At 64.2% G+C, this 14,416-nt stretch carries 10 protein-coding genes; 8 read left to right on the top strand and 2 right to left on the bottom strand.

All coding sequences use genetic code 11. The features are described 5' to 3' along the window. The first annotated feature begins 17 nt into the window (after positions 1-17). The 6 genes from glgC to gghA are packed head-to-tail and all read left to right on the top strand — an operon-like array spanning position 18 to position 10,759. A complete protein-coding gene (glgC, locus tag LC343_RS21430) occupies positions 18-1,274 on the top strand; it encodes a glucose-1-phosphate adenylyltransferase (RefSeq protein WP_223479223.1) in 1,257 nt (418 codons plus the stop codon). Then, on the top strand, positions 1,271-2,704 hold the full coding sequence (gene glgA, locus LC343_RS21425; RefSeq protein WP_223479222.1) for a glycogen synthase GlgA: 1,434 nt from the start codon (positions 1,271-1,273) through the stop codon (positions 2,702-2,704). The genes glgC and glgA overlap by 4 nt, the downstream gene beginning before the upstream one ends. Beyond that, on the top strand, positions 2,701-4,791 hold the full coding sequence (glgX, locus tag LC343_RS21420; protein ID WP_223479221.1) for a glycogen debranching protein GlgX: 2,091 nt from the start codon (positions 2,701-2,703) through the stop codon (positions 4,789-4,791). The genes glgA and glgX overlap by 4 nt, the downstream gene beginning before the upstream one ends. Then, positions 4,788-6,704, top strand: coding sequence for a 4-alpha-glucanotransferase (gene malQ / locus LC343_RS21415; RefSeq protein WP_223479220.1), 1,917 nt, complete (start codon positions 4,788-4,790; stop codon positions 6,702-6,704). Before glgX ends, malQ begins: the two co-directional genes overlap by 4 nt. A gap of 10 nt (positions 6,705-6,714) precedes the next feature. Continuing rightward, the gene (locus LC343_RS21410; protein WP_223479219.1) at positions 6,715-8,346 is read left to right on the top strand and encodes an alpha-D-glucose phosphate-specific phosphoglucomutase; all 1,632 of its coding nucleotides are present in this window, start codon (positions 6,715-6,717) and stop codon (positions 8,344-8,346) included. A 43-nt stretch (positions 8,347-8,389) separates the two neighbouring features. After that, positions 8,390-10,759 carry a glucosylglycerol hydrolase gene (gghA, locus tag LC343_RS21405; RefSeq protein WP_223479218.1) on the top strand — a complete coding sequence of 790 codons (2,370 nt, stop codon included), beginning with the start codon at positions 8,390-8,392 and terminating at the stop codon, positions 10,757-10,759. A gap of 3 nt (positions 10,760-10,762) precedes the next feature. Here the strand turns inward: gghA and uxuA are convergent, their stop codons facing one another. Both uxuA and LC343_RS21395 read right to left on the bottom strand, forming a co-directional pair. After that, on the bottom strand, positions 10,763-11,992 hold the full coding sequence (uxuA, locus tag LC343_RS21400) for a mannonate dehydratase (RefSeq protein ID WP_223479217.1): 1,230 nt from the start codon (positions 11,990-11,992) through the stop codon (positions 10,763-10,765). A gap of 61 nt (positions 11,993-12,053) precedes the next feature. Further along, positions 12,054-12,764 carry a GntR family transcriptional regulator gene (locus LC343_RS21395; RefSeq protein WP_223479216.1) on the bottom strand — a complete coding sequence of 237 codons (711 nt, stop codon included), beginning with the start codon at positions 12,762-12,764 and terminating at the stop codon, positions 12,054-12,056. An 83-nt stretch (positions 12,765-12,847) separates the two neighbouring features. On the opposite strand from LC343_RS21395, the gene LC343_RS21390 reads away from it, so the two are divergent. Next, positions 12,848-13,825 (top strand): C4-dicarboxylate TRAP transporter substrate-binding protein, encoded by a 978-nt coding sequence (locus LC343_RS21390; RefSeq protein WP_223479215.1) that lies wholly within the window; start codon positions 12,848-12,850, stop codon positions 13,823-13,825. A gap of 74 nt (positions 13,826-13,899) precedes the next feature. Continuing rightward, positions 13,900-14,415: a TRAP transporter small permease gene (locus LC343_RS21385; RefSeq protein ID WP_223479214.1), complete on the top strand. Its 516-nt coding sequence runs from the start codon at positions 13,900-13,902 to the stop codon at positions 14,413-14,415. Position 14,416 lies beyond the last annotated feature (1 nt).

Below are 14,416 nucleotides of genomic sequence, written 5' to 3'. Positions count from 1 at the left end.
AGGGAGGAGACGCAACCATGGCAATTTCCCGGTTAACGAACAGGAGCATGGCTTTTGTGCTCGCGGGCGGAAGAGGTAGTCGGCTAAAGGAATTGACCGACCGCCGCGCCAAGCCCGCCGTTTACTTTGGCGGCAAGACCCGAATTATCGACTTCGCCCTCTCGAACGCCTTGAATTCCGGGATTCGCAAGATGGCGATCGCCACCCAGTACAAGGCGCATTCGCTCATCCGGCATTGCCAGAGGGGCTGGAACTTCTTCCGACCGGAACGCAATGAGTACCTCGATATTTTGCCGGCTTCACAACGCGTCGATGAGAACATGTGGTACATGGGAACCGCCGACGCGGTGACGCAGAACATCGACATCGTTGACAGCTACGATGTGGATTATGTGCTGATCCTGGCCGGCGATCACGTCTACAAGATGGATTACGAGGTGATGATCCGCCAGCATGTCGAAACGGGCGCCGACGTCACGGTCGGCTGCCTGACGGTGCCGCGCGAGGAGGCGACGGCCTTCGGCGTGATGGCCATCGACACGAATGATCGCATCACGGATTTCCTGGAAAAGCCGGCCGACCCGCCGGGCACGCCGGAGGATCCCGATGTCGCGCTCGCCTCCATGGGCATCTATGTCTTTTCCTGGCCCTTTCTGCGCGAACTGCTGCTCGCCGATGCCGCCGATCCGAATTCGCGGCATGATTTCGGTGGCGACCTGATCCCCGACATCGTCAAGAACGGCAAGGCCATGGCGCACCGCTTCTCCGAAAGCTGCGTCAAGCACACGCCCGAGGCGCCGGCCTATTGGCGCGATGTCGGCACGGTCGATGCGTTCTGGAAAGCGAATATCGACCTGACCGATTTCACGCCCGATCTCGACCTGTGGGACCGCAACTGGCCGATTTGGACCTATTCGGAGAGCGTCCCCCCCGCGAAATTCGTCCATGATGAGGAGGCGCGGCGCGGTACGGCCGTCTCGAGCCTCGTTTCCGGCGGCTGTATCATCTCCGGGACGGAAGTGCGCAACTCGTTGCTGTTCACCGGAGTTCATTCGAATTCCTTCTCGGTCCTCGAACATGCGGTTGTGCTGCCATACGCGGTCATCGAGCGAAATGCGCGGTTGCGCAATGTGGTCATCGACCGCGGCGTCGTGGTCCCGACCGGCCTCGTCGTCGGCGAGGATCCGGAGGAAGACGCCAAGTGGTTCCGCGTCAGCGAAAACGGCATCACCCTGATCACCCAGCAGATGCTCGATCGGAGAGCCGCCGGATGAGGCAAGCGCTGTCCGTGGCGTCGGAATGCGCGCCGCTGATCAAGACTGGCGGACTGGCCGACGTCGCGGGCGCGCTACCCGCTGCCATGCTGGAGACCGGGTGGAAGCTTCGGACGCTTTTGCCGGGATATCCTTCCGTCATAGCCGCTCTGAAACGAAAACGTGTGGTTCGCGAGGATGCCGACCTCATGGGCGGTCCGGCGCGTCTGCTCGAAGCGACGGTCGCCGGGCTGGACCTGCTGGTCCTCGATGCGCCCCATCTCTATGACCGAAAGGGCGCGATCTATCTCGGACCCGACGGGAAAGACTGGCCGGACAATCCCGAACGCTTCGCCGCGCTGAGCTGGATCGCCGCCGCCATCGCGGCCGAGGGTGTCGGCGACTGGCGGCCGGACGTCATGCACCTGCATGACTGGCAGGCATCGCTCGCGCCGGTCTATCTGCGCGAAATGGATGCGCCGGCCCACGTTCCCAGTCTGCTGACCATTCACAACATCGCGTTTCATGGCATGGCGCCCGCGTCCCGGCTGGAAGGGCTGCGCCTGCCGCCGTCGGGGTTCCAGCCGGACGGGTTTGAATATTACGGCGCGATCAATGCGCTCAAGGCGGGGCTGGTCTATGCCGACAAGCTCTCGACGGTGAGCCCGACCTATGCGCGCGAGTTGATGCTGCCGGAATTCGGCATGGGGCTCGACGGCGTCCTGCGCAGTCGTCGCGCCGATCTGGTCGGCATTCTCAACGGCATCGACGAGTCCTTCTGGGACCCGCAGACCGATCCCGAAATCTCCCCCTTCAAATCGCCGAAAAAGAAGGCGGTCAACCGCGCCATGCTCATCGAGGAGTTCGGCCTCGCCCATACCGACGGTCCGCTTGCGGTCGTGATCTCGCGGTTGACCGAACAGAAGGGCCTCGACCTGCTGCTAGACGCGCTGCCGGCGTTTGTCGCGCGCGGCGGCCAGGTCGCACTGCTCGGATCGGGCGACGCTGCGCTCGAGGCCGCGTGGCGAAACGCGGCCGACGGCATGCCGCAGGTTTCGGTCCGCATCGGATATGACGAGGCGCTGTCGCACCGCATGATGGCGGGCGGCGACGCTGTCATCGTGCCGTCCCGCTTCGAGCCCTGCGGCCTGACCCAGCTTTACGGGCTTCGCTACGGCGCGATCCCGGTCGTCGCGATGACAGGCGGGCTGGCCGACACGGTTATCCGCGCCAATGACGCGGCGCTGGTTGCCGATGTCGCGACCGGATTCCAGTTCTTCCCCGTAACAGCGGATTCGCTTGCCGACGCGCTCGGGCGGCTATGTGACCTCTTTGCGGACAAGCCCGCCTGGGAGCGCATGCAGCGCCGCGCGATGCGCCACCCCGTCGGCTGGTCCGCCTCCGCGCCGCGCTATGCGGCGCTCTATGAAAGCCTCGGACAGCATCCATGACGCAAGACTTCTCGATCTGCGCCGGCCGGCCGGCGCCCGTTGGCGCGACCTTTGACGGCGACGGTGTCAATTTCGCGGTGTTTTCCGAACACGCCAGCCGCATGACGCTGTGCCTCTTCTCGGAAGACGGCAAGAAGGAAATTGCGCGCCTCGATCTGCCCGAACGCGACGGCGATGTCTGGCATGGCTACATTCCGGGCCTGCGCCCGGGACAGCTCTACGGCTACCGCGCATACGGTCCGTATCGCCCCGACGAGGGGCATCGTTTCAATCCCAACAAGCTGCTGATCGATCCCTACGCCAAGCGCCTGACCGGCCATCCGGAATGGTCGGACGCGCTGATGGGATACGAGAGCAGCCGCAAGCGTGACGATCTGAGCTACGACAAGACCGACAGCGCGCCATTCATGCCCCGATGCGTCGTCGTCGATCCGGCCTTTTCCTGGGGTGACGACGCGCCGCCGGACACGCCGGTCGCCGAGACGATCGTCTATGAGGCGCATGTGAAGGGCATGACGCAGCTGCATCCCCATGCGCAGCCGCGCGGCAAGTTCCTGGGTCTCGCCTCGGAACCGATGCTCGATTACCTCGTCGATCTCGGCATCACGACGATCGAGCTTCTGCCCTCGCAAGCCTTCCTCAACGACCGCTTCCTCGTCGAGCGCAACCTCACCAACTACTGGGGCTACCAGACGATCGGCTTCTTCGCGCCGGAGCCGCGCTATCTGCACGAGGGCGACATCGCCGAGTTCCAGACCATGGTCGCCCGCTTCCACGCGGCGGGCATCGAGGTGCTGATGGATGTGGTCTACAACCACACCGGCGAGGGCAACGAGCTCGGACCGACGCTCAGCTTCCGTGGTCTCGACAACCGGTCTTATTACCGGCTGGAACAGAACCCGCGTTACTACGTGAACGACACCGGCACGGGAAACACGCTCAATCTCGACCATCCCATGGTGCTGCGCATGGTCATGGATTCGCTGCGCTACTGGGTCGAGGTGATGCATGTCGACGGCTTCCGCTTCGATCTCTGCTCCACGCTCGGGCGTACGCCCTCCGGGTTCGATCGCGGCGCGGCCTTCTTCGACGCGGTGCGGCAGGACCCGGTCCTGACAAAGGTCAAGCTGATCGCCGAACCGTGGGATATCGGCCCCGGCGGTTATCAGCTCGGGGCTTTTCCGCCACCCTTCATGGAATGGAACGACCGTTTCCGGGACGGCGTTCGCCGGTTCTGGCGCGGCGATCCCGGCCGTGCGCCCGACCTTGCCGATCGCCTGACCGGGTCGGCGCTGCAATTCGATCACTCCGGACGTCCGGCGACATCTTCGGTCAATTTCGTCTCGGCCCATGACGGCTTCACGCTCGCCGATGTGGTCGCCTACAATTCCAAGCACAACGAGGCGAATGGCGAGGACAATCGCGACGGCCATTCCGAGAATTATTCCTTCAATCTCGGCGCCGAGGGGGAGACCGACGACATCGGCATCCTCGCGGCGCGGGAGCGCCGCCGCCGCAACATGATGGCGACGCTGCTGCTCGCCCAGGGCACGCCGATGATCCTCGCCGGCGACGAGATCGGCCACAGCCAGGGCGGCAACAACAACGCCTATTGCCAGGACAGCGAGATCAGCTGGATTGACTGGGAGAACGGCGACGACGCCTTTCTCGATTTCACGAAGCGCATGATCGCCTTCCGCAAGGCGCACCCGATTCTGCGCCAGAAGCGTTTCCTGCACGCCCGCGAACGCGCCATGGACGGCAAGGAAGACCTTTTCTGGAGCCGCGCCGACGGTACGCCGATGACGAGCGAGGACTGGGATGATCCGGATCTGCGCCTCGTCTGCGCCGAGTTGCGCACTGCGTCCGGCACGCCGCCCTATGCGGCGCTCGAGGCGGCGGTTTTTGCCGTGTTCAATGCAGGGCCGGATGTCGAGGTCACGGTTCCCGATGATCCCGCCGGACAAACCTGGAGCCTCCAGATCGACACGGCCCATCCCGAAACTGAACCGAAAACGGTGCATGGCGGCAAGGTCTCCGTGTCGGCGGCGTCGGTCGTGGTTCTCGTTTTGGAGAAGACCGGATGAGTGATGCGCTGGAGGCGTTGGCGGAGACCGCGGGCCTTGTCTGGCGTTTTCACGACGGCGCGGGGCAGTGGCGGGAAGCGCCGGATGACAGCATTCGCGCCGTGCTTGCGGCGCTCGGTCTCGCCGCCGAAACCGATAGCGATGCCGCCGATACACTCCGGTCACTCTCCGAGGCGCGGCAACGCCGCATCCTGCCCGAATGGATGGTTGTCCGCGCTGACGAAGCGCCCGCCCTCGAAATTGCCACGCATGGCGCGGTCGAATGGCGGCTTGAATGCGCTGACGGTTCATTGCGCGAGGGCAGGGCGGAAGGCCGGCTTGAACCGGGGTATCTTCCCCTGGGGCGACACCGGCTTTTTGTCGGCGACAATGTCACTACCTTGTTGGCCGCGCCGGACCGCCTGCCGGAGCCGCCGCGCGGTTGGGGCGTCACGCTGCCGCTTTACGGCTTGCGCCCTGAGGCCGGAGGCGGGCTCGGCACCTATCGCGACCTTGGGCGCGCGGCTGGCGCATTGGGCGGGCTTGGCGCGGGCTTTCTCGGCATCAATCCGGTCCATGCCGGATTTCCGAACGATCCGCTGAATTACAGCCCCTACGCGCCGTCGAGCCGCCGCCATCTGAACGTCATGCATATCGAGACGGGTCAGGAAGGCGCTTCCGACGAAAGCGAACTGATCGAATATCCCGAGGCTTTCGCGCGGCGCGGCAAGGCGCTGAATGACGCGTATGCGCTCTATCTCGCCAGCCCGGCTGATCCGGCCTTCGACGCCTGGCGCTCGGCGCGCGGCGAGGAACTCGAACGCTTCGCGATCCACCAGGCGCTGTCTGATGTGCATGGGGCATACTGGACGGACTGGCCGCAGGAGTACCGCGATCGCGACGCGGCCGCCGTTCGCGAATTCGCCGCCGCCAATGACGAGCGCGTGCGCTTTCATGCCTGGCTGCAATGGCGTGCCGAAACCCAGCTTGCCGACGCGCAGCGCGCCGCGCATGGCGCGGGCATGCATTACGGGCTCTATCTCGACCTGGCGGTCGGCGCTCATCCCTCGGGTGCCGAAACCTGGGCCGATCCGGAGCATTTCGCGCGCGGCGTGTCGCTCGGTGCGCCGCCCGACGCGTTTTCCGCCGATGGTCAGGTCTGGGGCGTCGCGCCTCTCTCGCCGCTGGCGCTCGCCCAAAGCGGCTTCGCGGTTCTTGCCGACACGCTGCGCGAGCAATTCCGCTTTTCAGGCCTCTTGCGGATCGATCATATATTGGGATTCGACCGCGCCTTCTGGTGTCCGGAAGGCCTGCCTGGTCTCTATGTAATGATGCCGAAACGGGCGATGCTCGCCGTCGCGCGTATCGAGGCGGCGCGCGCCGGCGCATCGATCGTCGGCGAGGATCTCGGCAATATTCCCGACGGGCTGCGCGCCGATCTGGACGCTTCCGGCATTCTCGGATGCCGCGTCGCCGTCTTCGAGCGCGAATGGCAGGGCGACCGTGGTTTCCGGAACTCCTCGACCTACGATCCCCAGACGCTGGCATCCTTCGCCTCGCACGACCTTCCAACCTGGCGTGGTTGGCGCAAGGGGCTCGATATCGATTGGCGCGCGAGGATCGGGCACATGGATGGTGAGGCTGCGGAGCGGGAACGGCACGCCCGCCACGACGATGTTGAGGCATTTGGCCGGACGATCGAAAATCACGAGGGCTGCGTGGACGCGCTTCACGCTTTCCTCGGACGTTCGGCTTCCCGGCTTGTCGCGCTGCAGGCCGAGGATATTCTGGGGCTGGAGGAACAGGCCAATCTTCCGGGCACCGTTTTCGAGCATCCGAACTGGCGACGGCGCCTGCCAGTTCCCGCCTCGGCATTCTCGTCGGACGAGCGCTTTGCGCGCGCGGCCGACATCATGCGACAATCCGGCCGATAGGAGGCAAGCCATGCAACGCATCACTGTTCAGACGACGCCCATCGAGGGCCAGAAACCCGGCACCTCCGGCTTGCGCAAGAAGACGCATGTCTTCATGGGGCCGCATTTTCTCGAGAATTTCATCCAGTCGATCTGGATCGGCATCGGTGGCGTCGAGGGCAAGACGCTTGTCCTCGGCGGCGACGGCCGATACTTCAACGACCGCGCCGCCCAGGTGATCCTGCGCATGGCGGCCGCTTCCGGCGCCAGGAAAATGATAGTCGGGCGCAACGCGCTCCTGTCGACACCCGCCGCCTCCAACCTGATCCGGCTGCGCGGCACCGATGGCGGCATCATCATGTCGGCCAGCCACAATCCCGGCGGCCCGGATGAGGATTTCGGCGTCAAGTTCAACATGTCGAATGGCGGTCCGGCGCCCGAGGAGGTCACCGACCGCATCTTCGCCGCGACCGGCACGCTCACCGCCTACGATATCGTCGAGACGCAGGATATCGACCTGTCGCGCATTGGCACGACGAACCTCGCCGGTATGGAAATCGAGATCGTAGATCCGGTGGCCGATTATGCGGCTCTGATGGAGACGCTGTTCGACTTCGATGCGATCCGCGCCTTGCTGGCGTCGGGATTCCGCCTGCGTTTCGACTCGATGCACGCCGTGACCGGTCCCTACGCGACAGCGATTCTTCAGGAAAAGCTCGGCGCGCCGGCCGGCAGTGTCGTCAATGCCGAACCACTGCCGGATTTCGGCGGCGGACATCCGGATCCGAACCCGATCTGGGCGAAGGAGCTGATGGACGTGATGTTCGCCGACGATGCGCCGGATTTCGGTGCGGCCTCGGATGGCGACGGCGACCGCAACATGATCGTCGGGCGCGGCATCTATGTGACTCCGTCCGACAGCGTCGCGGTTCTGGCTGCCAATGCCCATCTTGCGCCCGGCTATTCCGAGGGATTGAAAGGCGTGGCCCGTTCGATGCCGACAAGCCGCGCGCTCGATCGGGTGGCCGAGGCGAAGGGTCTCGACTGCTACGAGACGCCGACCGGCTGGAAGTTCTTCGGCAATCTGCTCGACGCCGGTCGCGTGTCGATCTGCGGCGAGGAAAGCGCCGGAACGGGCTCCGACCATGTGCGCGAGAAGGACGGGCTATGGGCGGTGCTGCTCTGGCTCAACATCCTCGCCGTCAAACGCCAGTCCGTCGCCGAGATCATGGACGAACACTGGCGCGAATTCGGACGCAACTATTACTCGCGTCACGATTACGAGGGCGTCGACGCCGACAAGGCGAATGCGCTGGTCGATGAACTGCGCGGCAAACTCGCCGATCTGCCCGGCCAGGATTTTGCGAGGCTCACGGTCGAGACGGCGGACGAATTCGCCTATGATGATCCCGTCGACGGCTCGCGCGCTGATAAACAGGGCATACGCATCGGTTTTAAGGGCGGCGCGCGCATCGTTTTGCGCCTGTCGGGAACGGGAACCGTTGGTGCGACGTTGCGTGTGTATCTCGAGGACGTCGAATCCGACCCTTCGCGCATGCATCGTGACGCGCAGGAGGCCCTGGCAGACGTCATCGCCGCCGCCGATACGATCGCCGGCATCACACGTCACACCGGCCGTACCGCGCCGGATGTGAAGACCTGAGGAAAAAGGGGTCTCCACGGCCCGAAAAGCACGGGAGACAACCATGTCCCTGAAGGACCGCGCCAGCCTCGATACGGAGGCTACAGAACGACTTGTCGCATGGTGCCGGGAGCAACTGACGACGCAGCCGACCGCCTTCGACGCCGAAGCGCTCATCGCGCGCCGGCTCGGAGCGCAGAAGGTCGGTGACCGCGTCGAGTTCGGATTCTGGACACCGGAACTGCTCGATCATCGGGTTCCCGATGGAGACGTGTTTCTCGAAATCCTGTCGCCGGTCGGCGATATCGATCTCACGCGCGCACACCAGACCGTCACCTTCGAGCGCATCTATCTCCCGGTAATGCGCTACGAGGCCCATACCTTCGCCAGCGTCGCCGGTCTCAAGGCGGGCACGCGTGACGAAATCGGGGATTTCTATGCGCTCGCATGGCGTGATGCCGCGGGCGACTGGCACCGTATCCTCGATCCGCTGGCCGCGTCGCTGCCATTCGGGACGATGGCGCCCGCCGAGCTTTACGACCTGGGGACCATGCAGGCGGCGCGCGCGGACCGGGCCTATTACGAGGCGCTCGCCGGCGACGAACCGCATCGTTTCGGCCCACCGACCAACATCCTGCAGATCCATGTTCCCACCGCTACGGCGGGTGGAACGCTGGCCAGCCTCGCGCGGCATTTCGAACGCCTGTCCGACCGCCTGCGTGCGGAACTGCCGCTGGAACAGGGCGATGCGCTCTATCTCGGCTATGACGCGGTCCAGCTTCTGCCGGTCGAGCCGACGACGGTCTACGAGACCGGACCCGATTTCTGGCAGGAGGCCGACGGAACGGACCAGTCCGTAACCGTTGGCCTGACACGGCCGGACACGACCAATTGGGGATATGACGTCGTCATTTCGGGGATGGGCGCGGTCAATCCGGTGCTGCTGGAAAGCGGCCGGCCGGATGAACTGGCCGATCTTGCCGCCGTGCTGCACAATTTCCCGGGAAAGCCGAAGATGCTGGTTCTCGACGTGGTCTTCGGCCATGCCGACAATCAGGGCCTCGACGCGCTCAATCCGCATTTCTTCGCCGGCCCGAACATGTACGGCCAGAATCTCGAATACAAGAATCCGGCGGTTCGCGCGATCCTGCTGGAGATGCAGCGCCGCAAGGTCGATTTCGGCGCAGACGGCGTGCGTATCGACGGGGCGCAGGACTTCAAATGGTGGGATCCGCACACCCAGTCCCTCAAGCATGACGACGACTATCTTCGCCAGATGACGGAGGTGGAGCAGGAAGTCGCTGGCACGTGGTTCCGGCCCTGGTTCATTTTCGAGGATGGCCGGCCCTGGCCGCAGGAGGACTGGGAACTGTCCTCCACCTATCGCGCCGTGATCGAGAATCTCGGTGACGACGACATCTTCCAGTGGGGCCCGCTCACTTTCGCCCACAACACGCCGTTCATCTACGGCTTCTGGCTGTCGAAATACTGGCGAATCCGCGAGATCGCGCAATATGGGGCGAACTGGATTTCGGGAACTGCCAACCATGACACGCTGCGCCGCGGAACGCAGGTCAATCCGAAGCTCAACATCAACACCCGCCTCGGACGGACACGCATGGAAATCCTCGACACGGCCTATGACAATCCGGCCGTCTCGATGCTCACCTATGCGGCCTTGCCCGGCGTGCCGATGGATTTCCTGAACGCGGCGGCGCGGGCCAGTTGGGGTTTCATCCGCAACCAGGATGACCGCTATGGCGTCAAGGTCGTCGCCGAAGAGGCGATCTCGCTGAAATGGCAGGTGGACGAGTATTCCTATTCGGTGCCGTCCAACTTTCGCCGCCTGAAGGAGATCGGCTTCACGACGCGCGAGGAACTCGTGCGCTTCTTCGAGATATTGCCGGCGCTGGTGGAGGTCACCGAATACGACCTCGACAAGATTTCGAGTCTCCTGAATGCGGTCGAACCGAAACTCGCGGGACCGGAAACCTTTACGCCCGACGAGTTGAAGGCGATCGCGCGGGCGTGGATGGACGACATGCACGAATACTGCAATGTCGCCCACTCGCTGCCGCTGCTCGATCCGAGCCAGACAGGCTTCATGCTGGCGCTGCGCAAATTTCGGCGATCCAATTCATGGCTGCGTGACAATCTGGGAACAAACGACACGTTCGACTATCTGCGACCGGTGGACGGGCGCACCGTTTTCTCCTGCCTTCGGCATGGTCCCCAAGGCAAACAGGTCTTCACCGTAACGCATATGGAAGGTGGCGAAACCGGCGAGTTCGATCCGCTCACGCTGCCGGTTCCAGGCATTCAGGGCATGGGATGGCGTCTCGTTCTCAAGACGCCCTCCATCGACGACGCCTATGTCGGTGGGCCCATCGTCCTCCACGACAGCGCCGGGCTTGTCTACGAACGCGTGGCCTGACCGTCAGCTTCGGTCCGTTCGCGCGGCGCCGAAACGGTCATGCGACAGCGCTGTGACGATGCCTCGCAATTCGGCGAGCCCCTTCATGCGGCCGATCGCCGGATAGCCGGGCTGCGCGCGGCGGCCGAGATCGTCCATGATGTCCTGGCCATGGTCGGGGCGAAACGGGATCGACTGGTCGGCGCGCCCCGCCGCGCGGCGTTTTGATTCCTCGGCGAGCACCGCCGCGATCAGCGCAACCATGTCCGTGTCTCCACCGAGATGCTCGGCTTCGTGGAACGAGCCGCGCATCGCTTCGGTCTCGCGTTTCACGTTGCGCAGATGCAGGAAGTGCACCCGGTCGCCGAGCCGTTCCATCATCCCCGGCAGGTCGTTGTCCGGGCGTGCGCCAAGCGAACCGGAACAGAGCGTGATGCCGTTGGACAGGCTCGGCACGGCTTCGAGGACCGTTCGGTAATCGGCCTCGGTCGACATCACGCGCGGCAGGCCGAGGAGGCCGAAGGGCGGATCGTCCGGATGGCAGCACATACGGATATCGAGCTTTTCCGCGACCGGCACGACCTCCGACAGGAAGTCGATCAAATGTGCGCGCAGCCGCTCCGGCGTGACGTCGCTATATTCGCCGAGATGCGTCTTCACCTGGTCCAGCGTCATGTGTTCCGCCGCGCCGGGCAGGCCGAAAACCACATTCGTCGCCAGTTGCGTCTTGCGCTCTTCGCTCATCGCGGCGAAGCGCTCGTCGGCCTCACAGGCGATCTCGGAAGGGAAGTCGTCGCGCGCACCGTCGCGCTTGAGGATGTGGATGTCGAAGGCCGCGAAATCCGCGTAGTCGAACCGCATGCATGTCCCGCCTGTCGGCAATCGCCATGCGAGATCGGTGCGGGTCCAGTCGAGAACCGGCATGAAATTGTAGCAGACGGTCGAGATGCCGGCCGCCGCCAGGTTTGCGAGGCTTTCCTTGTAGGTCTCGATATGGGCGCGCCAGTCGCCGCTCTGCTTCTTGATGTCTTCGGATACGGGAAGGCTTTCCACCACCTCCCAGGCGAGCCCGGACGGACTGCCATCGGTCTTCCGGCCGATCTCGGCCTGGCGTTTGGAAATCTCTTCGGCGGACCAGACCGTTCCGGTCGGCACGTGGTGGAGGGCGGATACGACTCCCTCGACGCTCGCCTGAAGCATGTCGTCCACCGACACTCTGTCCTGCGGCCCGAACCAGCGCCAAGTGCGTCGCATTCCCGTACCTCTCCCCTCGCGGCTTGTCCCCCGCGGTCTTTCTTGGCCGGTGGCCCGGCAGTTACTCCACGAACAGGTCGGGATGTTCCGCCGAAAGCTTCGGCAGCGACTTCAAGATCTCGCGCAGATGAACGCGCATCGCGGCTTCCGCCTTGTCCGGATCGCCGGCGATGATGGCCTCGGCGATGGCGCCGTGCTGGGCGATCAGCGTGGCGACCGGAGTCGCCATCGGAATAGACAGGAACCGGACCCGGTCCATCTGGGCTTTCAGTCCCTCAAGCACTTTCCAGGCGCTTTCGCAATCCGCGGCGCGCGCGATGGTCTGGTGAAACTGCTCGTCGAGGCGCAGGAATTCGGTGTAGACGCCGCTCTGCTCGGCGATTTTCTGGTGTTCGAGACAGGCTCTGAGGTCGGACGCGGCCTTGGCGTCGATCCGTTCCGATGCCTTGCGCGCGATCGCCACCTCGATCGCCTCGCGCAGGAAGCGTGCGGTCTCGACCTCGCGTTTCGAAATCAGCAGCACATAGGTGCCGCGCTGCGGGCGAACCTCCACCAGTCCGGCATCGGCGAGCTTGATGATCGCCTCGCGCACGGGTTGGCGCGAAACGCCGAGTTGGCGGGCGATTTCCGTTTCCGAAACGGCGTTGCCCGGCTTCAGCTTCAATTGCACGATCGCCTGGCGCAACACGTCGAAGACGTGGCTTCCCATGGTCGCCTGGCGTGGAGGCGCCCCCAATTCGAGGCTGTATTCTAGGTCTGGTTTAACTGTCATCTTGACTCAAGATATACTACCATACTAGTCTCCCGTCAAACGAAGATGCGCCGCATCCGGCGTTGTCAGGGAGGAGAAGACCGATGAAACACTTCAAGATCAAGTCCGTCATTGCCGCTGCGGCGATGGCCTTTGCGGCCGGCGGCGCGCTGGCCGCCGACTACACGCTCAGCGTCAACACGGCGCTCGCGCAGTCGGACCCGCTTTACAAGGGCCTCGAGGCTTTCCAGTCCAACGTCGCCGAGGCTTCGGGCGGCCGCCTGGAAGTCAAGCTGTTCCCCAACTCGCAACTCGGCCCGGATGAGGACGTCCTCGAACAGGCGCGCGCTGGCGCGCCGGTCGCGGTCATTGTCGATGGCGGACGCCTCGCCGTTTTCCAGGAGGAGTTCGGTGTCCTCGGCGCGCCTTTTCTCGCATCCGGCTATGACGGTATCCGCAAGGTCGTCACGTCCGACATGTTCGAAGACTGGGTTTCCAAGCTGCATGACGCGTCCGGACACCAGGTGCTGAGCTTCAACTGGTGGCAGGGTGAGCGCCACCTTCTGACCAACAAGGAAATCAACGGTCCCGAAGATCTCGCAGGCGTCCGCATGCGCACGCCGGGCGCGCCCGTCTGGGTGGAGACGATCAAGGCGATGGGCGCGACACCGACGCCGATGCCCTGGGGCGAGGTCTATTCGGCCCTGCAGCAGAATGTCATCGACGCCGCAGAGGCCCAGTTCCCCGCCATCACCGGCGCCAAGCTGGACGAGGTGATCACCCACATCACCAAGACGGGGCACATCAACCTGATCACCGGCATGGTGACCTCGGCGCAATGGTTCGATTCCCTGCCGGACGATCTGCAGACGATCCTGCGCGACGAGGCGCTGAAAGCCGGCGATATCGCCTCCTACGGAACGCGCGATTCGCTTGAGCAGATCGAGGCCGACCTGACCGCCAAGGGCATCAAGATATCTGCTCCCGATGTCACGCCCTATCGGGAAGCGACGGCCGGGGTTTACGACATGCTGGGCTATGGCGATTTGCGTGATACGCTGCGCGCGATGGCTGCCGAGTAGAACCCGCATCCGCAGGGAAGCGAATGGACAGGGGCGGCACGCCGTCCCTGTCTTTTTACGGGAGGAGACAGACAATGGGGCGCCTCTTCGCGCGCATCGAATTCGCGGCCGGAGCGGGCCTTCTGGCGGTGATCGTGGTGCTCGTCTTCATCGCATCGGTGATGCGGTTCTTCGGCCACCCGCTGATCTGGTCCGTCGACCTCGCCCAACTCCTGTTCATCTGGCTCTGTTTCGTCGGCGCAACCCGCGCCATGCGCGAACGCGCCCATCTCGGCGTCGATCTGCTCATCCGCTATGCTGGCCATCGCAACCGGCTTATCGTCGAGACTGTTCTGGCGGCGATCTTCATCGCCTTCATGGGCGTGCTGGCCTGGGAGGGCTACCAGCTGACCATGCTCAATCGCGAACGCCAGTTCGGAGATAGCGGCCTGTCCTACGCCTATGTCACGATCGCCGTCCCGGTGGGCTGCATTTTCCTCACGCTGGCGATCCTCGCTAATGCGCGCGAGGCGTGGCGCAACCGCGCCGGCGGCCAGATGCTGATCCTTTCCCGCCCGCAGGGGCAGGACGCCGCACCGGGAGAACTTTGAC

The organism is Oricola indica (genome assembly GCF_019966595.1).
Taxonomy (GTDB): domain Bacteria; phylum Pseudomonadota; class Alphaproteobacteria; order Rhizobiales; family Rhizobiaceae; genus Oricola; species Oricola indica.
Note: the sequence above shows the minus strand (reverse complement) of the source record. Positions and strands in the feature narration are given on the sequence as shown.

Bases quoted from the DNA above. Each gene is read 5' to 3' on its own strand.
- uxuA (WP_223479217.1), bottom strand. From the start codon at position 11,992: ATGCGACGCACTTGGCGCTGGTTCGGGCCGCAGGACAGAGTGTCGGTG.
- glgC (WP_223479223.1), top strand. From the start codon at position 18: ATGGCAATTTCCCGGTTAACGAACAGGAGCATGGCTTTTGTGCTCGCG.
- glgA (WP_223479222.1), top strand. From the start codon at position 1,271: ATGAGGCAAGCGCTGTCCGTGGCGTCGGAATGCGCGCCGCTGATCAAG.
- LC343_RS21385 (WP_223479214.1), top strand. From the start codon at position 13,900: ATGGGGCGCCTCTTCGCGCGCATCGAATTCGCGGCCGGAGCGGGCCTT.
- LC343_RS21410 (WP_223479219.1), top strand. From the start codon at position 6,715: ATGCAACGCATCACTGTTCAGACGACGCCCATCGAGGGCCAGAAACCC.
- gghA (WP_223479218.1), top strand. From the start codon at position 8,390: ATGTCCCTGAAGGACCGCGCCAGCCTCGATACGGAGGCTACAGAACGA.
- LC343_RS21395 (WP_223479216.1), bottom strand. From the start codon at position 12,764: ATGACAGTTAAACCAGACCTAGAATACAGCCTCGAATTGGGGGCGCCT.
- LC343_RS21390 (WP_223479215.1), top strand. From the start codon at position 12,848: ATGAAACACTTCAAGATCAAGTCCGTCATTGCCGCTGCGGCGATGGCC.
- glgX (WP_223479221.1), top strand. From the start codon at position 2,701: ATGACGCAAGACTTCTCGATCTGCGCCGGCCGGCCGGCGCCCGTTGGC.
- malQ (WP_223479220.1), top strand. From the start codon at position 4,788: ATGAGTGATGCGCTGGAGGCGTTGGCGGAGACCGCGGGCCTTGTCTGG.